This is a genomic window from Aquipluma nitroreducens (genome assembly GCF_009689585.1).
Classification (GTDB): domain Bacteria; phylum Bacteroidota; class Bacteroidia; order Bacteroidales; family Prolixibacteraceae; genus Aquipluma; species Aquipluma nitroreducens.
Window position 1 is genome coordinate 1,906,673 of sequence record NZ_AP018694.1, and the last position, 19,961, is coordinate 1,926,633.

General features: G+C 40.5%; 18 protein-coding genes. 9 read left to right on the forward strand and 9 right to left on the reverse strand.

Translation table 11 applies throughout. The features are described from left to right. Positions 1-54 precede the first annotated feature (54 nt). The 5 genes from AQPE_RS08030 to upp all read left to right on the forward strand — a co-directional run bounded on the left by AQPE_RS08030 (position 55) and on the right by upp (position 6,268). Positions 55-2,382: a glucosamine-6-phosphate isomerase gene (locus AQPE_RS08030; RefSeq protein ID WP_318350539.1), complete on the forward strand. Its 2,328-nt coding sequence runs from the start codon at positions 55-57 to the stop codon at positions 2,380-2,382. A 138-nt stretch (positions 2,383-2,520) separates the two neighbouring features. After that, positions 2,521-3,210 carry a RadC family protein gene (gene radC, locus AQPE_RS08035; protein ID WP_318350540.1) on the forward strand — a complete coding sequence of 230 codons (690 nt, stop codon included), beginning with the start codon at positions 2,521-2,523 and terminating at the stop codon, positions 3,208-3,210. A 47-nt stretch (positions 3,211-3,257) separates the two neighbouring features. Next, entirely contained in the window at positions 3,258-4,595 is a 1,338-nt protein-coding gene (locus AQPE_RS08040) for a polysaccharide deacetylase family protein (protein WP_318350541.1), read from the forward strand. Continuing rightward, positions 4,588-5,514 (forward strand): hypothetical protein, encoded by a 927-nt coding sequence (locus tag AQPE_RS08045; protein WP_318350542.1) that lies wholly within the window; start codon positions 4,588-4,590, stop codon positions 5,512-5,514. The genes AQPE_RS08040 and AQPE_RS08045 overlap by 8 nt, the downstream gene beginning before the upstream one ends. A gap of 91 nt (positions 5,515-5,605) precedes the next feature. Then, the gene (gene upp / locus AQPE_RS08050; protein WP_318350543.1) at positions 5,606-6,268 is read left to right on the forward strand and encodes a uracil phosphoribosyltransferase; all 663 of its coding nucleotides are present in this window, start codon (positions 5,606-5,608) and stop codon (positions 6,266-6,268) included. 72 nt (positions 6,269-6,340) lie between these two features. On the opposite strand, the gene AQPE_RS08055 is transcribed toward upp, so the two are convergent. The 7 genes from AQPE_RS08055 to AQPE_RS08085 form a co-directional block, all read right to left on the reverse strand. After that, entirely contained in the window at positions 6,341-7,252 is a 912-nt protein-coding gene (locus AQPE_RS08055) for a 1,4-dihydroxy-2-naphthoate polyprenyltransferase (RefSeq protein WP_318350544.1), read from the reverse strand. Positions 7,253-7,377: 125 nt separating this feature from the next. Next, positions 7,378-8,202: a 1,4-dihydroxy-2-naphthoyl-CoA synthase gene (gene menB / locus AQPE_RS08060; RefSeq protein ID WP_318350545.1), complete on the reverse strand. Its 825-nt coding sequence runs from the start codon at positions 8,200-8,202 to the stop codon at positions 7,378-7,380. Between the two features lie 4 nt (positions 8,203-8,206). Next, on the reverse strand, positions 8,207-9,889 hold the full coding sequence (gene menD, locus AQPE_RS08065; protein WP_318350546.1) for a 2-succinyl-5-enolpyruvyl-6-hydroxy-3-cyclohexene-1-carboxylic-acid synthase: 1,683 nt from the start codon (positions 9,887-9,889) through the stop codon (positions 8,207-8,209). 8 nt (positions 9,890-9,897) lie between these two features. Beyond that, on the reverse strand, positions 9,898-11,007 hold the full coding sequence (locus AQPE_RS08070) for a chorismate-binding protein (RefSeq protein ID WP_318350547.1): 1,110 nt from the start codon (positions 11,005-11,007) through the stop codon (positions 9,898-9,900). Beyond that, entirely contained in the window at positions 10,997-11,434 is a 438-nt protein-coding gene (locus AQPE_RS08075; protein WP_318350548.1) for a PaaI family thioesterase, read from the reverse strand. Before AQPE_RS08075 ends, AQPE_RS08070 begins: the two co-directional genes overlap by 11 nt. Before the next feature lie 80 nt (positions 11,435-11,514). Continuing rightward, on the reverse strand, positions 11,515-13,620 hold the full coding sequence (locus AQPE_RS08080; protein WP_318350549.1) for an alpha-galactosidase: 2,106 nt from the start codon (positions 13,618-13,620) through the stop codon (positions 11,515-11,517). A 248-nt stretch (positions 13,621-13,868) separates the two neighbouring features. Further along, positions 13,869-15,251 carry an aminopeptidase P family protein gene (locus tag AQPE_RS08085; protein ID WP_318350550.1) on the reverse strand — a complete coding sequence of 461 codons (1,383 nt, stop codon included), beginning with the start codon at positions 15,249-15,251 and terminating at the stop codon, positions 13,869-13,871. Between the two features lie 265 nt (positions 15,252-15,516). Between AQPE_RS08085 and AQPE_RS08090 the strand changes: the two genes are divergently transcribed. From AQPE_RS08090 to AQPE_RS08105, 4 genes are all read left to right on the forward strand, one after another. Further along, positions 15,517-15,957, forward strand: coding sequence for a DUF4395 domain-containing protein (locus AQPE_RS08090; RefSeq protein ID WP_318350551.1), 441 nt, complete (start codon positions 15,517-15,519; stop codon positions 15,955-15,957). Positions 15,958-15,961: 4 nt separating this feature from the next. Next, entirely contained in the window at positions 15,962-16,549 is a 588-nt protein-coding gene (locus AQPE_RS08095; RefSeq protein ID WP_318350552.1) for an Ig-like domain-containing protein, read from the forward strand. Between the two features lie 23 nt (positions 16,550-16,572). Next, positions 16,573-17,100 (forward strand): hypothetical protein, encoded by a 528-nt coding sequence (locus tag AQPE_RS08100; RefSeq protein WP_318350553.1) that lies wholly within the window; start codon positions 16,573-16,575, stop codon positions 17,098-17,100. Positions 17,101-17,839: 739 nt separating this feature from the next. Beyond that, the gene (locus AQPE_RS08105) at positions 17,840-18,064 is read left to right on the forward strand and encodes a hypothetical protein (protein WP_318350554.1); all 225 of its coding nucleotides are present in this window, start codon (positions 17,840-17,842) and stop codon (positions 18,062-18,064) included. A gap of 1 nt (position 18,065) precedes the next feature. On the opposite strand, the gene AQPE_RS08110 is transcribed toward AQPE_RS08105, so the two are convergent. After that, positions 18,066-18,854, reverse strand: coding sequence for a serine protease family protein (locus tag AQPE_RS08110; protein WP_318350555.1), 789 nt, complete (start codon positions 18,852-18,854; stop codon positions 18,066-18,068). 98 nt (positions 18,855-18,952) lie between these two features. Then, positions 18,953-19,543 (reverse strand): tyrosine-type recombinase/integrase, encoded by a 591-nt coding sequence (locus AQPE_RS08115; RefSeq protein ID WP_318350556.1) that lies wholly within the window; start codon positions 19,541-19,543, stop codon positions 18,953-18,955. Positions 19,544-19,961: the final 418 nt, after the last annotated feature.

Sequence of the window (19,961 nt, forward strand, 5' to 3'; positions counted from 1 at the left end):
GGTTGAATGGTTACTTGTCTCAACAAGCCGTTTAATCCTTCAAAACGAATAACAATGATAGCAAAAGAATTCAGTCAGGTAGAAAAAATTTTCCTTCAACAAGCAGGCATTGATCAGATGAGCACGCAAATGCCTTACATTACCGTTGAAAATTTTCCGAAACTGGGAATGCTTGCTTCCCTCCGTTTTCTGGAATGGGTAGCTAAAAATCCCAATGGGGTGATCAGTCTTCCAACAAGCAAATCATCGCAATATTTCATCAAATACACTCAATTTTTTCTTGAAAACTGGGATTCCCCAAAAGGACAGGCACTTCTGAATTCATTCGGGCTTTCTGGATTAAAAAAACCAGATTTAAGTGGTCTGCATTTTGTTCAGATGGACGAATTCTATCCAATTTCATCCAAACAACACAACAGTTTTTGCAATTACATAGAGACCTACTACATCAAAGGATTCGGACTCGATCCAAATAAAGCGTTGCTCATCAATTCCGACCTAATTCCTTTAGCCGAAGAAAAATCGTACAACGAGGTTTTTCCCGATCTAAAAATTGATTTATCGCTACGTTACCGTGAAGCAAAGAATCCGCTCGAAAAAATTCAGCAAAAATCAATTTTAATGATCGATAACTGGTGCTCTGAATACGAACAAAAAGTTCGGGCTTTGGGTGGTATCGGCTTTTTTCTCGGAGGTATTGGTCCCGATGGCCACATTGCGTTCAACACCCGCGGAACCGACCATTTTTCGACAACCCGACTGACAGCTACCAATTTCGAAACTCAGGCAGTTTCTGCAGGCGATTTGGGTGGAATAGAAATTTCACGTCACCGCTTAGTCATTACCATCGGACTCGAAACAATCACTTTTAATCCGGATTCAACCGCTATTATTTTTGCTGCCGGGGAGGCAATTGCTGATGTTATTAAAGATTCGCTCGAGAACGAGCCATCGAACCAATATCCGGCCAGTGCGTTGCACAAATTATCGAATGCCAGGTTTTACCTGACCAACGGTGCCGCAGTGAAACTGACCGACAGTGTCGATAACTATTACCAAACGGGAGAATGGTCGCACCAGAAAACCGAACGTGCAATCATCGACCTTTGTCCGAAGATCAACAAATTTGGACATCGCTTAACAATTGAGGACTTAAAGGCCGATAGATATTGCCGCATGATTCCGAACCTGAATGAAAACACGGTTCAGTCAGTTATCGATTCGATTACCGTCAAACTAAGCAAAGGCACCGAGCGTGAATCGAATCAGGTATATTACCATACAGGGCCTCACCACGACGACATTATGCTTGGCATCATGCCCTATGCTAACCGGCAATTAAGGGATGCCAGCAACGAATTCCATTTCTCGGTACTGACTTCAGGATTTACATCGGTGATCAACCAATACGTGATTGACTTGCTAACTGAGACGCTCAGCCTCATCAGTAAAGGGAAAATTGAGATGATCAGGTTTCCTGATTTCTTTGAAGACGGTTATAAATACAAATGGGACAAAGATATTTACCATTACCTTGACAGTGTAGCGGCCAACGACAGCGATGAAAAACGTCGTGGGGTTTGCCACCGTTTAGTTCGGGCAATCGTTGAAATTTGGGAAATACGCAACGAAGAACAATTGGTTGGCACGATCTTCGAAATTTTGGAAAGTCTGAAAAACACCTACGACGGAGGTAAAAATCCGCCTAAAATACAGACGCTGAAAGGAACATTACGTGAGATGGAAGAAGAATTGGTTTGGGCGCATTATGGTGTTCCGGTTAAAAATGTTCATCACCTCAGATTGGGATTTTATCAGGGTTCTGTTTTTGGAGAACAACCCGACAGCACCCGCGATGTATTGCCTGTTCTGGAAGAATTCAGGAAATACAAACCAACCCGCATTAGCCTGGCCATGGATCCCGAAGGAAGTGGACCCGACACACACTATAAGGTTCTGAAATCGATTGCTGCAGCCGTAAAAGAATGGAAAAAGGAAGAAGATCTGTCGAAAGTTAGGGTGATTGGTTACCGGAATGTTTGGTTCAGATATCATCCTGCCGATACCGAAGTTGTTGTTCCGGTTTCGTTAAATGCGCTGGCTATACTGGATTCGTCGTTTACCGATTGTTATCTGAGCCAGGTTGACGCCTCATTCCCAAGTTATCAGCTCGATGGAAAGTTCAGCAAGCTTACCCAGCGCATTTGGGTCGAACAACTGAAACAAATCCAGTTCTTATTGGGAAAAAACTTCTTCTACCAACACGAAAAACCACTGATTCGCGCCACTCACGGGCTTATCTATTTAAAAGAATTAACGGTTGACCAATTCCTAAGCATGGCCGAGGAACTCGAAAAATCGATGGAAGGTGTTCAAATCTAAAATACGTTAAAAGTTATATGCAAATCCGGGGAAAGTGTTTTCTCCGGATTTTGTATTTTATTCCCGATGTAAGGAAACAAAATTCTTTTGGCAAATTCATGCCAGTTTCATAACTTAGTTAAGCATAAAGCTTTAACCATGTACAAGAAACTAAGCATCAAGGAATGGGCTGTTGAAGATCGTCCCCGCGAGAAAATGTTGGTAAAGGGAATCCGCTCGCTTTCGGAAGCCGAACTGGTTGCAATCTTAATCGGATCAGGAAATTTGGACGAATCGGCGGTAGAAGTATCGCGCCGCATTTTGGCCTCGGTAAATAACAACCTCAACGAACTGGGCAAAAAAACCATCAACGATTTACGCAAATTCAAAGGCATTGGCGAAGTGAAAGCAATAACCATTATGGCAGCTCTGGAGCTTGGACGGCGGCGAAAAGAATCGGAACCCGACGAAAAGCCCAAAGTAGTGACGAGCGCTGATGGCGCAGCCATTTTCAAACCTTTGCTGAGTGACTTGCCGCACGAAGAATTCTGGGTTTTGTTGCTCAACCGGAATAACCTGGTGATCGACAAAATGATGGTTAGTCAGGGCGGGCTTTCAGGAACAGTGATCGACGTTCGGATTATCCTGAAAATGGCTCTCGATAAGCTCGCCAGCTCCATTATTCTGTGCCACAATCATCCTTCTGGAAACCTTATTCCCAGCGAAGCCGATAAAGAAATCACAAAAAAAATCAGAGAGGCCGGAAAACACATGGATATTCCGGTATTGGACCATCTGATTATCGGGAATGATGCGTACTTTAGCTTCGCCGATGAAGGACTGATCTGACTTTGCCTTAAAAAATACAGTTTTAAATTTGGAACTTATTCTAGCTTGTGGAAAATACAACTCATAGCAAAATCCTGATTTTTACTCCGGAGATTACTCCTCGGATTGAATACACTTTTGGATTTATCTTCCAGACTATCCTGGGCGTTGATCTTGTTTATACATCCCATCCGGAAGAGTTTCAGCAGTCGGAATTACCCAAAATAAACTACTCATCGACCAATCTTTATTCCGGATTATTTCTTAAAGCTCAGCCAATCCTGTTTGAAAAAAGCATTTCCACTCAGGAAATTCAGATCGTTGAATACCAGCAAGTGCAACTTTTTTTTCCCACTTCGGATGACTCTTTTCTCCCCTTCGATGCATTTGCGGCCACTTTCTATTTCATTTCGCGATATGAAGAATACCTGGGCGAAATAACCGACGAACACGAACGTTTCACCGATTCAGAAAACACATTGGTGCAACTTGGGATGCACAAAAAGCCTGTTGTCGATCAAATGGCTTATTGGATTGCAGAAAAAATCACTGAACAATTTCCGGAGTTCAAAATCAGAAAACGAACTTTTCAGTTGGTCACCACCATCGACATCGACAATGCCTGGGCATTCAAGAACAAAAGCCTGCTTATTTCACTTGGAGGCATCGCAAAAGCCGGGATGAATCGTCAATGGGATGAATTAAAACAACGGATTGCAGTTTTTTTTCGACTCCGGAATGATCCTTATGACACCTATCAATACATTCTTGAAACTTATCAGTCGAAACTCGATCACCTCATGTTCTTTTTCCTGATTGGCGACCGCAATCAATTCGACAAAAATGTTTCATACCACAACAAACCATTCAGGAAACTGATTGCCAGCCTAGCATCGGTATGTAAAGTAGGCATTCATCCATCGTATGCCTCAAACGATAAGCCATGGCTGTTTGAAAAGGAAAAAGAAAGGCTCGAAAAAATTATTCACCAACCGGTAACCCAAAGTCGTCAGCATTATTTAAAACTGAAATTCCCGAAAACCTACCAAAACCTACTGAAATCGGGTGTTTCCGATGACTACACCATGGGCTTTGCAAGTCTGGCTGGGTTTCGGGCTGGAACTTGCACTCCATTTCCGTTTTTTGATTTAAGTCAGAATAAAAGTACTGAACTGATCATTCACCCGTTTCAAACAATGGATGTGACATTGAAAAACTACATGCACTTAAAACCGCAAAAAGCATGGCAGCTGATTGAAGAATTGATGACCGAAGTAAAAAAAGTAAACGGAACTTTCGTCAGCCTGTGGCATAACGAGTCGCTAAAAGATGCGGGGCTGTGGATGGAGTGGCGTAAGGTTTTTGAACAGATTCTCGAAAAAGGTTTAATTTTGGAGAATGAGTAATCCCGAAATCAAATTTGTTGACAACAAAGACATTGACCGTACAAAGTGGGATCAGTGTATTGCCAATTCATCCTTTGGGATTGTTTATGCCTACAGTTGGTATCTTGACCGGATTTGCCCCTACTGGGATGCCTTGGTCTGGGGTAATTACCTGTACGTTATGCCTTTGGTCAACAACAAAAAATATGGAATTAGCTATATTTATCAGCCATTTTTCACACAGCAACTCGGTGTTTTTTCAAATTTTCCACCTGAGCCCGATATCGTCAATCAGTTTCTAAATTCCATTCCGGGAAAATTCCGATTGACTGATATGAATCTGAATCTTGGGAACATGCCTACTGCTGATGGTTACAATATCCGAAAAAATACAACTTATCAACTTCACCTTCATTCGGGTGCCGACAATATCCGAACCTATTATAACTCCAACACCAAAAGGAACATTCAAAAAGCCATTCAGAATAAAATCAGCATTTTTTCAGTTTACGACATCAACCAGTTTCTGAAATTTACTCAAGCCAATCTAACTAAAAAATCTCCTGAGATAAAAAACAAACACTACCAGGCACTTCAGAAAGTCATTAGCTATGCGCTCTATCATCAGCTTGGCGAAATCTATGGAGCATGGGATTCGGCCAATAATCTGGTTGCTTCGGTTTTCTTTCTGACTTCAAATCAGAAAAGCATTTATCTGGCCGCATCGTCCAATCAAACCGGGATTGAACAAAGCGCCATGTTTTTACTAATCGATACTTTTATTCAAAACAATGCCGGCAAAAAGCAAATTCTCGACTTCGAAGGTTCAAATATTCCGGGAATTGCACGATTTTATGCTGGCTTTGGTGCAATACCCGAAACGTATTATTCCGTTCATCAAAACCAGCTACCAAGGCTTCTCCAAATTTTCAAAAAGTAATTTAATACGATTAAAAGTTCTTTGCTTGTATATTGTACAGCATTCTTTTGGTTAGGTAATTTTAATTACTTTCGCCGAAACTTTTTAGATCATGAAGGTAAATATCGTTGGGGATTCAAATTCCATTTTCAATCAGTTCATTTCAGAAATCAGGTGCGAAGTAGTTCAAAAAGATCCAATGCGTTTTCGCAGAAATCTTCAGCGTTTGGGTGAGATTTTTGCCTACGAAATCAGCAAAACGATGAACTATCAAACTACCGACATAAAAACTCCTCTTGGAGTTGCCCCGGTAGAAACCTTGGTTCAACAACCAGTATTAGCAACTATTTTACGTGCCGGATTACCTCTTCAGCAAGGCTTACTCAATATTTTTGATCGTGCTGAAAATGCGTTCATATCGGCCTACCGGAAATACGACGAAGCCGGTGAATTTCACATCGAATTTGAATATCTGGCCACACCTTTACTCGATGGCAAAGATGTCATTCTTTCTGATCCGATGTTAGCTTCGGGAGCATCGATGGAAGTTGGATATCAGGCGCTTTTGAAAAAAGGAAATCCAAAACATGTTCATTTGGTTGTAATTATTGCCAGCGCTCAGGGCGTTGAATATGTAACCAAACACATTACTGCTGATAATGTAACCTTGTGGATCGGCGCTGTTGACTCTGAGATGACCTCAATGTCATATATCGTTCCGGGGCTTGGCGATGCCGGCGATTTAGCTTTCGGAGCAAAAATTGATTCGCACTAGTCAGGAAAAAGTCAATAGTCATTCGAAAAGTCGGGTTTTAACTTTTTTCCAATGACTATTGACTCTTTCCCATTACGAGTGGCTTAGAATAATCCCCACCCCAAACAGCACGGTAAAAAGTAGAGTTGTTAGCGATAATTTTTTCAGAAACGGATCGAATTTACGTGGTTCAACAATCCGATTGATCTGAATCAAATCGCGGATAAATAATGGGAAGGCAAGCAGAAATAGCCACTGAAAAGCAGACTTTCCAGATACAGTAATAAACAGAATTGAACTCAATATTCCGATGACGATAAGCAATGAATGATAGGTTTTTGCTTTAGAACTTCCCATTCGCACAACTACCGTGTGTTTTCCTGAATTACGGTCATTCTCAATGTCGCGCATATTGTTCAGATTCAGAACGCCAGTACTGAAAAGGCCAATACTAATTGCAGGTAAAAACAGTTCCGGAGTGATACGGTGAGTATTCAAAAAATATGTACCAACTACTGGCAACAATCCGAAAAAAAGAAATACCGCCACATCGCCAAATCCGGCATATCCATATGGATTGCTTCCCGCGGTATATCGATAGGCGGCAATCAAAGCCACAATTCCAAATGCCAGAAAAAGCAGAAACATTGGCAAATCAAGGCCTTTTGTTCCTTCGACAACCAACCAGATTCCAGTAGCCAGACTGAGAATAATCAGAACTATCATTCCGATTTTCATCTGGTACGGGCTTATTTCACCACTCTGTACCGTCCGCTTTGGCCCAACACGATGTTGATTGTCGGTTCCTTTCTGCGAATCGCCATAATCGTTTGCAAAATTCGAAAATACCTGAATAAACAATGCCGTTACAACCGCCAGGATTGTGACTATTCGATTAAACCCACCGTCCAGATACGAAAGCACTGCTCCCATCAAAATACCAGACATAGCCAATGGCAATGTCCTCAATCGTGCCGCCTTAATCCAACTTTTTAGTGATGCCATTACTTTATTACTCTTTTAAATCCCGATCTAGTGTAAATTTAATTCGATAAATGAAAATCATGTAACACTTTTGTTAGTAACAAATCTGTTACTAACAAAAGTGTTACATGATCAAAGTATTGATATCAAGGAAATTTAGGATACTTTTTAAAGTCAGGTTTGCGTTTTTCGAGGAACGCATGTTTCCCTTCCTGTGCCTCTTCGGTGAGGTAATACAACAAAGTTGCATTTCCGGCAAATTCCTGAATACCGATTTGGCCATCCAATTCGGCGTTCAATCCGAGTTTTAGCATGCGCAGTGCCAATGGACTATGTTCCTGCATTTGCTGAGCCCACGCCACCACTTCATCTTCGAGCTGATCAAACGGAACCACTTTGTTTACCAATCCCATTTCCAAAGCTTCAGCAGCCGAATACTGGCGACACATAAACCAGATTTCGCGGGCTTTTTTCTGACCAACGATGCTGGCCAAATAGGATGAACCCAATCCGGCATCGAAACTCCCCACTTTAGGACCGGTTTGTCCGAAGATTGCATTCTCTGATGCGATGCTGATGTCGCAAACCACATGAAGCACGTGTCCACCACCAATGGCAAAGCCGTTTACCATAGCAATTACCGGTTTTGGCATCGAGCGGATTTGCTTCTGAACTTCGAGAATGTTCAGGCGCGGAATTCCGTCTTTATCGATGTACCCACCTTTGCCTTTAACGGTTTGGTCGCCACCAGCACAAAAAGCTTTATCGCCGGCACCTGTTAAAACCACAACATTGATGCGCTGATCTTCACGACAAATTTTTAAGGCATCCGAGATTTCGTTCACTGTTGTTGGTCGGAACGCGTTGCGGTAGCGTTCGCGGTTAATCGTAATCTTGCCAATCCCGTCGAAATAATCGAAGAAAATATCTTCGTATTCCCGGATGGTTTGCCATTCGCGTATAGCTGACATATTTTTAATTTTTAAGTTGTTGATAACATTCCTGAAAAACCGCAGCGCTGATTTCGCCGTCAGTTAATACTTCCAGGATAACAGGCTCCGAAAAGTCGGGAGCAAAAATAGTATTTAAAGCAGTCGAAAGTTCTTCCTGATTCTCGGCTTTCAGGTAATTGATGCCAAATGCGTTGGCCAATCCTTCGGCTTTCAGGTTATGCTGAGCCACAAAATGTTCATTCAATGCCGGAGACTGGCGTGGTCCGCCAATCAAACGGAAGATGTTGCCACCACCATTGTTCAGCACGATAATTCGTAAATTCTGCGGAAAGTGCTGATTCAACAGTGCATTGGAATCGTAGAAAAACGACAATTCACCCAAAACAATAGTATTTATTTTTTCGGACGACAATGCAAAACCAACAGCAGTTGACATTGAACCATCAATTCCGCTGGTGCCGCGATTGCCAAAATATTCGCATTCTTTATTCGGTTCAAACATTTGGATTAACCGAACTGATGAACTGTTTCCCAAATGCAACACCGAGTTTTCAGGAAGCATTTCAGTAATCGTTTTGCTGGCAGTCAGGTCGCAAAAAGAAGCATCGTTCAAGAACTTTTCCTGAAGCTGAAGAGCCGTTTGTTCTTTTGCTTTCCATATTTCGCGGTAGTTACTTTCAGTATTTCTGATTTCAGGAACGAAAAAGTTCAGGATTGAAAAAACATCCGAAGAAATAACACAGCTAAGCGAATTGTAGGTATCGGTATGCTCTCCGGCAACTGAAATGTGCCAGTGTTCGAGCGGCTGATTGGCGCGTACAAACAATTTTAAGCGTTTCGAAACGATTTGCTGACCAAAAGTCAGGAGAATCTCGGGTTGAAACTTTAACTTTTCTTCCGCAGAAATAGCGGCCACAACCACATCGGTTGCATGAACCAGATGTTGGCCTGATAAATTGGTAAGATGTTCTGCCAGAATCACCGTTCCAGAATCCTGAGCCATTTTTTGAACCAACGAATTGATTTGCTCATCGGGCGAAAGCTGACCGACAATAACCATTTTACGAGTTGACGCATTCCATTTATCCACTAATTTTTCAAGTTCCGCAGATGGAATTTGAGCATTGGAAGAACAACTTTCTATGTTTCGAAAGTTGGGAAGTTCCTCGTCGGAGAACCCGTAGAGTGGTTCGCCCAACGGAATATTGATGTGAACAGGTCCAGGATTTGTGGATAAAACCAGATTAAGCGTTTCGTTAATTTGCAGGTTGTTGTGCCTGAAATCATCCTCGCGTTCAGCTTCCTCCAAACTGACACTTTTCAAGGTATGGTTGAGAAAAAGATTTTCCTGACGAACGGTTTGCCCGTCGGCCTGGTCGACCCAACGGCGCGGACGGTCGGCGGTAAGCACCACCAATGGTATTTTTTGGTAAAAAGCCTCGGCAATAGCTGGTCCATAATTAATGGCAGCAGTTCCCGAAGTACATACCACAACAACTGGTTTTCGTTTGGCCAGCGCAATTCCCAAGGCCTGATAACCGGCGCTTCGCTCATCAACCACATTCAGACAGTTAAATTCTGATAATCCGAAAAACTGATTGATCAAGGGTGCGTTGCGGCTTCCGGGCGAAATTACCACATCGGTAATTCCTTTCTGCAAAAGCAGCGAAGCCAGTTGCTGAATGTGTTTTTTATTCGTTATCATTTTTGTATTTATCCTTCAGGATTAATTACAGACAACAAGGTTTTTGCCTTTTGGTTGGTTTCGTCCCATTCTTTTTCAGGAATCGATCTGCTGGTAATTCCTCCTCCCACATATAAAATAAATTCTGCGGAAGTAATTTCCATACAGCGTAAATTTACGAACAGCGCGACTTGTTGATTTAATCGCCAAGGACCCAAATATCCTGTATAGTATTTTCGTTCATGCTCCTCATTTTTCTGAATAAACTCTGCAGCCAGATCCTTCGGTAATCCGCAAACAGCGGGCGTCGGGTGCAAATCGGCAATAAAATTTCCCATACACTTTCCGATCTTTTCAGCCGGAAAGAAGAACGAGGTTTTCAGATGAGCCACCTTACCGCTCTCCAATGTTTCAGGGCCTTTTGTTTTGTACTTATGAATGTCGAAATTAAAGAAAACATCCAACATATACCTGGAAACAAATGCCTGTTCTTCAATATCTTTGGTACTCCAGTAATATTCATCGGCGTCCGATTTACGAACCTGAGTTCCGGCCAGAGAAACGGTTTCGAACTGTTCTCCATCTGATTTAATCAAAATTTCGGGAGTTGCCCCCATCCAAATTCCGGCAACCGGCAAATTAACAAGATAAGTAAACGCATTAGGCGTTTGATCGTGTAACTGTAAAAAAGTACTTCCCAATGAAGTATCTGTTCGTTTTGTAGGTATCTGGCGCGAGATGATAACTTTGGAAAGAGCGCCTTCGCGAATTTCAGTAACGGTTTTGCCAATCAGCTCCAGGTAATCTTCTTTCGATTGAAATTCATAGATTCCCGTATCTTCGTTCTTGCTGAAAGGTTCAAAACCAGCCAAATCTAAGCTATCTTCCTGACTAAAATCTTCAAAAAAAGTATTTGACTGAAGTAAAATAACAGGACTTTTTTCAGTAATGCAATATGGAGCAAAAACGAATCCTGCTTCTCCGTTTAACTGATCGAACCGATCGAAAAATACAACATCAGAAGCATTACCAACAATCAGCCCCAAACGCGATTCGTTCGGGAAAAACCAGCAGGCAAAAGCAATTTGTTTTTCAATTAACTGATCAAGAATGGATGCGACCGTCCAGTTATTTCTCATGTCTTTTTACAATCATATTAGTCACTCTTGCAGTAGAAATCAACTTGCCCGATTCCGATTTTATATCAACGTTCCAGATGTGAGTCCGTTTTCCCAAATGCAGTATTTCGGCACGGGCATACACGATGCCCCCATCGGCCTTCCCTGTATGGCTGGCGCTCACCTGAATTCCCCGAATATCGTATTCCTGAATATCAACGGCAAGCATCGAACCAAATCCGGCGACAGTTTCGGCTAATGCCAAATTTGCGCCTCCATGCAAAAACCCTCCCGGACGAAATGTACGGTGATCAACAGGCATGGTGGCCTCAACCCAACCTTCGCCATAAGCCGTAAAACGTATTCCGAGGTGCTCAACCATGGTGTCTTTCAGGTAATGGCCGAGCATTTCAACCGGAGTTGAATAGGTAAGTTTTGGTATATTCATCCAAGTAAAATTAAAAGCGTGAAATTAGGAAAATGGAATGACGCTGACAATTCTAAACTAAAAATTGGATGAATGACCGATTATTTGGTGTCCATTTCTTCAGAAAAATCATTGCCTGAGATATTTAGATCCAACGAAGGATTTTCTTTCGTTTCAGAAATGAAATATAATTTTGATTCGTGGCTTCCAAGCGTAACTGAAATCCTTGTTGGTTTTCCAAGGCCAAGACTAAACCCAGGCTCCCAAACAAATACCCAAGCCTCTTTTAATCCAATCAAATCGGATAGCAGATAACTTTCGGTAACAACACTATCGGTATCGTTGAGTATAAGAACACTCCAGGCTTTTACCTTTTTATATCGCCTTACAGCAACTTTATTGATGACATTATTACCCCAGAATGGAAGCAATGCACTTTGAGGCCGGGTTGATGGTTCAAGGAAACGCCATAATTGCAATTTATCACCTCCCATGGTTTTAAAATTGTCCGAAATTCCAACCGATCCACCCATAAATGCAACCCATAAAGCAATGCTCTTTTGTTCGTCAAGCGTGAAATCGCTTTTGTAGTCGCGAAGAAAAACTACATCAGGGTCGTTCTGCCAGAAGACATTGTTAAAATATTGTGTGTTGTAGCTTTCTTCAATAATATGTTCGGTGGTTTGTTCTTCCCATTTCCATCCCTGATCTTTGTCTATTCTGACTGCATCGACATATCCAATCAATGGCGAATAAGGGGTTCTGTTTGCAGTGATGAAGCTTCCGGCACCAACTGCTTTCCGAATAATATCCATGACTGAGCGAAGAACCTGAACCGATGATTTACCTTTTTTTGACTTCAGTGGATCCGATGATTCCTGTAACCCCCAGTCCAAACGGTCAATCTCATAATAAGTAAATCCAATTTCATGAAATTTCCTGAATACTTTTTCAATGTAATCTTTTACATCTTCAAGATTTCCATCCAATGCGTAAAGTTTCCCTTCCACATCCTGATCCATCACAATCGGATTATCCTCATTGTCTTTCAATAACCAGCGAGGGTGATTCCTGAAGGTCCGACTCTTTTCATGAACAACAAAAGGAGCCACATAAATTCCGGCACGATATCTTCTGCTGAAAATTTCCCTTGCCACAACGTCCATCGACTTTGGCCAGCCTTCGCCATTATTGAGCCAATCGCCCGGAATACAGTAACCAGATCCGACATGAATGGTAGTTAATGGAATTGGTGGATTTATTTCATCGAGGACTTGAAGTTGTTCGAGTAAATATTTATAGCTGAATGAAGTCCGGAAATCCTGAAAAGAAGACCAAAAATAATTGGTACGGGTATCGCGCCGGGCCTGATTTTGCTCTGAAATACTCCATGCCAGATTTTGCATGGCCCCAAAAGGCTGATTACCGTAATAAATAAACAGATCGGGGAGTTTGATGAATTCATCTTTCAACGGGATGTTTTCAGTTGCGAAACCTGCCTCAAAAAAAACTTCCTCTTTCCCGAATTTACTATCATTAAGCCCCTTACGACGCGGACGGTTATAAACAGAGCTGCGTTGAATAAAGTCAGCTTGCTCGTAGGCTCCAATTGAAAGTGTGTCGCCATTCGGTGCAATCAGACCAGTCATCATAAAACTATCATACGACCAGGCTTCTTCGTTCGGGTAATTGAGTGATTTCCTGTTGGTCGATTTCCTGAAATCAAAAATTCCGGATTGACCGCCCGTTCCAAATCCTTGTTTAAAGAAATGATTGGCTCCGGTTATGTATCCTTCGCCCAGTGGATTAAACCAGGTTGGCGCATTTTTCATTCCACTTATTTCGGCTCCTATTGAAATCGTATTTGAATGCGTCCTCAAATCGAGCATTACAAAACCACCATCAACTTCATAGATGATACGTTTGCCTTTGGGGGAGTCACCCATGAACGTATTTCGCACAAAAATGCTCTGCCCGTTAATGGATGGACGACAATTAGACAAACGGATGCTTCCCGCAAAAATATCAAATGTGCCATCTTCGTGCAAAATCCATTCTGGTTTACCAAGACTAAAATCGAGATGTCGTATATCGTTCGGTGGGGGGGTAAATGCCTGAGAGAACCTTGGAAAGGAGAGAATACCCGCGCCAAGGCCAGCACTCATCAACTTCAGGAAAGTTCTTCTTTCAAAAGATTTAAGGGGCATATCTCTTGTTAAGTTTAAATACGATTGCCTAAATTTAACAACTTTTAACAGACATTGGCAAGGACTTTCAGTTATAAATCAAGAAAACAGAAGAAGAAATTTATTCAATTCTTAATGTAAACTGAAAGTCATTGACAATGATGTATCTAACAAAAATCAATCGAAATTTTCAGGAATAATTCATCTGAGATAAAGATTCGAAGGATTTAATTTTAAAGCAAAATCAACACCTTCCTAAAGAAAAATTGCTAGTTCCTTAGGGCCTCAACCTCATCAATCGTTTTTGGTTTTGCTTTTCCAAGTATTTTATATCCATTTTCAGTAACCACAAAATTTTCTTCGTTACGAACTCCTCCAAAATGACGGAATTTCTCAATCTCATTCCAGTTCAAAAAATCACTGAACTTTCCTTCCGATTTCCACAAATCAATTAATTCAGGAATAAAATAGATTCCCGGTTCAATGGTAAAAACATGTCCGGGACGAAGTGTTTTAGCGAAGCGAAGCGATTTCAGTCCAAACTGAGTGCTTTTGGGTTCTCCACCATAACCAACCCACACTTCGCCCAAGTCTTCCATATCGTGAACATCAAGCCCCATCATGTGCCCAGTTCCACAAGGGAAAAATAATGCATGTGCACCTTGAGATACGGCTTCATCAACATCACCTTTCATTAGTCCCAATTCTTTCATTGATGTGACAATGGAGCGACAAGCGGCAAAATGAACTTCCCTGAAATTGATTCCGGGAGCAATCGCCTCAACTGCAGCCCGATGAGCTTTCAAGCTGGCAAGATAAATCTGTTTCTGAACTTCGGTAAAATTTTTACTCACCGGGAAAGTACTCGAAAGATCACCTGCATAGTGCATTTGAGATTCGGCACCGGCATCGACTAAAAACAAATCACCTTCTTTCAAAATGTTGTGATGCGAATGGTTGTGCAAAGTCTGACCATTAATGGTGGCAATTATTGGGAACGCAATATTGCAATCCTGAGCCAAAGCGACTTCATAAACTTTAGCTGCTACCTGAGCCTCAGTCATACCTGGCTTGGCAAACCTCATTGCAGCAGTGTGCATATCAACCGATAAATCAACTGCTTTCTCTATTTCAGAAATCTCTAGTGTCGATTTAATTTCCCGCTGGCTGATCACGGCTTTTACCAATTCAGACGAAGCATTAAGATTAATCTGGTCGGGACGAATATTCAGAAAGCGTAACAATTTTATTTTATTCTCAGGTCGGTATGGCGGCAGAAAATGGATTTCTTTACGCGAAGCCTGAGCTTCTTTAAGAATCGTATAAAGTTTTACCATGGGGTGCGTTTCTTCAATTCCTGAAAGCTTCGCACGTTCGGCAATGGTAGGTTGGGGTCCCATCCACACAATATCGTCAATGGTATAGTCATCCCCAAATACAACTTCATGCTGATTATCAATATCAATTACAGCCGCAAGAGAAGGAAAATCTATACCAAAATAATATAAGAATGAACTATGTTGCCTGAAGTGATAAGTGTTATCTGCATAATTCATCGGACTTTCATCGTTTCCCCAAAAGAGGATCAATCCGGAACCAATCTTTTCGCAAAGAATCTTTCTTCTTTGAATGTAAACTTCTGCTTGAAACATATTTTCACAGTATTGATGGAAGCGCTAAAGTTAGAAATATGATTTGATTTATCATTCGGAAAACCGAAATGAGTTATTTAAAATAGACGCCACTTTATGACTTCTTCGATTCAAATTAGTTTAATTAAATCATTGAGCAAACTGATTCCTTAAGCAAAAGTCCGGTTACAATAATTTAAATGAGACATTTTTATCTTTTATTCGTGATTCAATAATCAAATCGCGACTTTATCTGTTGTTATTATCAAGTTAAAATTGAAATTTTATGCAGAATTTAGTTTGTCCCATATCAGATCAGCGCGTGAATGAGCAAATCACACGTTTAAATGCCATGCTTGTTATCGGAATTATTGTATTGGCTTTTGTGTTGAACTCATTATCCCTGTTCGTTTTCCTGATGGCAGATTTTTTCATCCGGGCTTTTACCAATCTAAAATTTAGTCCAATTAGTTTTGCAAGCCATTCGTTGAGCAACGCCCTCAATTTACCTATTCGAATGATTGATAAGGCGCCTAAAATATTTGCCGCACGGTTGGGCTTTTTGATGACATTGGCAATGTTCCTTTTATTTATTTTCAGCTTTAAAATTACAGCTATTGCTGTGGCTGCAATACTGATATTTTTTGCGAGTCTTGAGTTCTTTTTGGCTATTTGCGCGGGTTGTTTGATTTACACTTACCTGATTCTCCCTTTCTACAAAAAATAAACCTATGAAAAACAATCTTTTTACAATCGTTTTGATTTTGGGCTCGACAATTTGTGCTGTAGGGCAAACCGAAAAATCGGTAAATAATATCAATGGCGGCATGCCCAACCGGATTTCGATGAATGTAACTGTAGCTAAACAAACGCAAGGCGCAACTTTTGGCGAAAAAGTCAATGCCGGTCTTCAAGCTGCGGGTGGGGCATACGTTATCTTTCCAAATAAACAAGCTTTCCTGATTACCCGTAATAAAGTTTCTGAAATGACTTCTTCAGAAGTGGCCAAAGTAAATGCAGGACTACATGCAGCAGGGAGTGCAGTTGCTCAAGGAGCATCGTTGGTTGGCGGAGCATTGCCAGGTGGAGCCGTGATTTCGGCTGCCGTTTCGAAAGCTGATGGTGGAAGGCCAATCTGGGAAGTTAAAAATGTAAGCGACGGATTTCTATTACCATCAAACCTCACAGATGGGGAATATACTTTGACCATAGTGGTCGAAAAAGCAACCTCAGGATTAAAAGACACCTTAAAAACTCAGGTTCGGCTGGGAATTAAAGTAGAAGGCCGAACATATAAGGTAATTTCAGCAGGTGTTTGAAAAAAACCTATAAATAAATAACTATGAACCACGTAAAACTTTTCATTCTGGTATTTGCATTTTTTTGTTTTTCAACGGCATTCGGACAAGAAAAAAGACAAATCGATTCCGCTGCTGAATCAGTGAATAATCCGGTCAAAACTAAGATTGCAGCTAATGGCTCGTTTAAACAGCCAATAACGATCGAAATATTTTCGAGTAAAGAGAAAGACAATCAAAACAGGGCAGTTGTCAATGGCCTGACAGTTAAAGGAGTAATTGTTTCATCTGCGGTTTCATCAGTCGGAAATCTGGCTGGAGCAGGTGGAGGAGCTGCAGCAGCATCTTATGCCGCAACCGGGAAAGCAGCGAACGGTAATATTAAAATCACCATTTCGCAACCCGAAACCGGCGACGAAGCAAGCACTTTTGCTGATGAAAAGGGAAATTTTTCGGTTACCCTGAAGCATGATACGCTGCACACTATTTATGTGAATGGTGTTGAATATGGACAGATTAAACTAAAAACGAAACACGATACGGCTAAAAATTCGATAAGTAATATTCGATAAACCGATATTTGCGAATAATAAGCTTTTGTCTTTATGGCTGTTTTGGTGCTAACTGAAACAGCTATTTTTTTCTAAAATAGTTCACAAAAGGGCATAAAAAAGCTTCAGCATAAAATGCCAAAGCTTTCGTAGTAGCGGGAGCCGGACTCGAACCGACGGCCTTTGGGTTATGAGCCAAAAAAATCAAATATTTAAAAGTATATATGTAATTAAATATCAACACAATACAACAATTTAAATTTTACGATTTCCTTACTCCACTATCAAAATCCACCCTTTTTCCTTACCTCATTCCTTACCTCGCTCAGTATTATCATAAGCCAAGACTGAGCAGGGGAAAACAAATTAAAACAATCAAATTTTTAATCATTGTTCGCCCGGATCATCAAGATCCATTTTTATTTATGGGTAATGAAATATTGCTTGGCTTTTGACTTGTCCTTTAAGCCAAGCAATATCTAAAACTCCTTAGATCTCTGGATCGCTTTAAAGATTAGCTGCATAAAGACATTATTCAAGCCAAGCAACATCTTGCTACAATTTTCCTTGCCCGGAGAAAAGTTTTTGAAAGAATTCGTTGTTGTGGTTTTTTGCTCGGGATGGATATATTTATAATATATAATCAAGAAATTGGTTCTGTTATTAAAAATTTCATTGGGACGACCAGAGGGTCGTCCCTTTTTTTGCAGTTGTTCCTAAATATTAATAGTATCTTAGCTAATATCAAACAATTATAAAGATGGAAGCAATTGTATTTGTTAAGAATTACATGGATTACCTTGACGAAATAAGTCAAGTCATCAAACCCGAACTTCAACCAATCTTGGATGAACTTAAAGAAATCGACCCACATGATTTGGTTAGGCCAGATTCATGGTTTCAAAGTGAATCAGAAGCAAGAGGGTTTGTGTGGAGTATGTTTGTCAAAAGAACAAAAGAAGATTCTAAAATACAGTCATTTTGAACTATTTCTGATAATCCTTTCCCAATATTGATCTCATGGAAGTGCCATTAATAAAGTATTCATAATGTGCTCCAGCTACTTCTTTATCATCATTAATAATCCTTCCTTTCGTATTTTTATATAAGTCATAGGCTCTGTTAACTAATCCGACTACCTTTCCGTTCTTATCAACAATAGGTGCTCCTACAAAATTAGAATAGTAAAGAAAAACATCTGTTTGAAGCCGGATTTCCGGCTCTGAATATTTTTCGTTTAATGGTGTCTCAACAATTCCACGGACAATTTTTAAATTGTGATCCTTGTCATAACCAACTATATACAGTGTGTCCTTATTTGCTGTCTTTCTTATGTCTGGTTCTAATGGGATTAGATTTTTGTTCTTCTGTTTCAATGAAAAGGTCAAGAAATAGGCTGAATATAAAAAGATCGAATATTTCTTTTCTATTTTATCCTTCATGAATAATGTGTCTAACACCACCTTCTGGGTTGGATCATCAGAAACATACATCCTCCAATATTTCATTTCTTTACCGAAATCTTTGATGTATAACATCTTTCCTCTTGTGTAAGTTGTTCCGGTAAAATCACGAGCGGTACAGGCAATCGTATCGTTCTTGTATTTGATTAAAAATCCTAAACCCCAATCCATTTTACCGTCAGTAAATTCTGCATCATTACTTAACACGACTTTCTTCCATTGAATAAAAGATATAGGGTCTTCAATGTTCTGCCCCATGGCACATTTAAAGGCAACAAGCAAGAAAATAGAAATAAGAATAGAATACTTCATTTTAATAATTGATATACTGAAAGATAGATTAATTCATTGTTCTGTTAAGAATGATTTGAAAGATAAATGTTTTTGGGTAATTTTCATAATTCTAAGCGTTACAACCTCAAACTGTCATACACATCAAGGATTTCCCTTTCCCGAATCCCCAAATATCGTTTCGTCAGGGCGACCGAACTGTGACCGAATAACTCCATCAACAACACAATGGATTCATTGGAATAGTTGTTCAACTTCAAAACACGATTCCCCAATGTCTTACGGAACATGTGACTGGAAACGTTTCCTTCCAGTTCAATCCCGTATTTCTTAAAAATCCGTTTTAGTTCAACGTTTACCCAACTCTTGTCAATGGGCTTTGTACCATATCGGTTCAGGAAGATGTACTGGTCGGTGTTAACAACGACCAGTCTACCTTTGATACGTTCAATGATGGTTTTAAGGTCAGGATTGATTTTAATTCTTCTGGTCTTACCCGTTTTCTGTTCCTGAACGGTTAGAATGTCAGTGTTTTCAAACTGGCTAAATCGAAGTTGAAGTAAATCGGAAATCCGAAGACCAGTGAAAACACCTGTGGCGATAAGAAGACAGTATTTGTATTCACCATCTCTTTCAAGTTTGCTGATTAGTGACTTGAATTGATCCCAATCCATGCTCGTAGTTGTTGTTCGTTGACCCTTTAGTGACATAGCTTTTGGTTTAAAAGTTTAGGGACAAGAACGAGAATTTCCTTATACTTTGCTGCATTTTCTGTGCTAAGTAAAAGCTAAATCATGCTGAAAATGAGATGGTTTAGTGAGATCGTTGCTGGTCAAGGATTTCAGAAAATTGGGTGCTTATACTTTTGTTATTAGTATAAGCAAAACAAAAGTCCTTCCACATGACAGGAAGTTTTTTTAAAGGAATTTTGTTAAAGTGGATATGTCTTAGGTTATTAAAGTACTGGCGTTATTCAAATGATTTCAACCAAAGACCCGTACTCCAAATTTCCTGTCAAGCTGAAAACAGCCTGAGCGGAAAGATGCCCACCAAAAACCACTGCTACCGGCCGGGTAGCTGATGTCATAGCACGTTTTTAAATCTAAAAAGAAATGAAAAAGGATGTGT

What these genes read in the sequence shown, in the direction of transcription:
- AQPE_RS08045 (WP_318350542.1), top strand. Translation starts at nt 4,588, where the DNA reads ATGAGTAATCCCGAAATCAAATTTGTTGACAACAAAGACATTGACCGT.
- AQPE_RS08055 (WP_318350544.1), bottom strand. Translation starts at nt 7,252, where the DNA reads ATGGCATCACTAAAAAGTTGGATTAAGGCGGCACGATTGAGGACATTG.
- AQPE_RS08030 (WP_318350539.1), top strand. Translation starts at nt 55, where the DNA reads ATGATAGCAAAAGAATTCAGTCAGGTAGAAAAAATTTTCCTTCAACAA.
- AQPE_RS08105 (WP_318350554.1), top strand. Translation starts at nt 17,840, where the DNA reads ATGGAAGCAATTGTATTTGTTAAGAATTACATGGATTACCTTGACGAA.
- AQPE_RS08085 (WP_318350550.1), bottom strand. Translation starts at nt 15,251, where the DNA reads ATGTTTCAAGCAGAAGTTTACATTCAAAGAAGAAAGATTCTTTGCGAA.
- menD (WP_318350546.1), bottom strand. Translation starts at nt 9,889, where the DNA reads ATGATAACGAATAAAAAACACATTCAGCAACTGGCTTCGCTGCTTTTG.
- AQPE_RS08110 (WP_318350555.1), bottom strand. Translation starts at nt 18,854, where the DNA reads ATGAAGTATTCTATTCTTATTTCTATTTTCTTGCTTGTTGCCTTTAAA.
- radC (WP_318350540.1), top strand. Translation starts at nt 2,521, where the DNA reads ATGTACAAGAAACTAAGCATCAAGGAATGGGCTGTTGAAGATCGTCCC.
- AQPE_RS08075 (WP_318350548.1), bottom strand. Translation starts at nt 11,434, where the DNA reads ATGAATATACCAAAACTTACCTATTCAACTCCGGTTGAAATGCTCGGC.
- upp (WP_318350543.1), top strand. Translation starts at nt 5,606, where the DNA reads ATGAAGGTAAATATCGTTGGGGATTCAAATTCCATTTTCAATCAGTTC.
- menB (WP_318350545.1), bottom strand. Translation starts at nt 8,202, where the DNA reads ATGTCAGCTATACGCGAATGGCAAACCATCCGGGAATACGAAGATATT.
- AQPE_RS08070 (WP_318350547.1), bottom strand. Translation starts at nt 11,007, where the DNA reads ATGAGAAATAACTGGACGGTCGCATCCATTCTTGATCAGTTAATTGAA.
- AQPE_RS08100 (WP_318350553.1), top strand. Translation starts at nt 16,573, where the DNA reads ATGAACCACGTAAAACTTTTCATTCTGGTATTTGCATTTTTTTGTTTT.
- AQPE_RS08095 (WP_318350552.1), top strand. Translation starts at nt 15,962, where the DNA reads ATGAAAAACAATCTTTTTACAATCGTTTTGATTTTGGGCTCGACAATT.
- AQPE_RS08090 (WP_318350551.1), top strand. Translation starts at nt 15,517, where the DNA reads ATGCAGAATTTAGTTTGTCCCATATCAGATCAGCGCGTGAATGAGCAA.
- AQPE_RS08115 (WP_318350556.1), bottom strand. Translation starts at nt 19,543, where the DNA reads ATGTCACTAAAGGGTCAACGAACAACAACTACGAGCATGGATTGGGAT.
- AQPE_RS08080 (WP_318350549.1), bottom strand. Translation starts at nt 13,620, where the DNA reads ATGCCCCTTAAATCTTTTGAAAGAAGAACTTTCCTGAAGTTGATGAGT.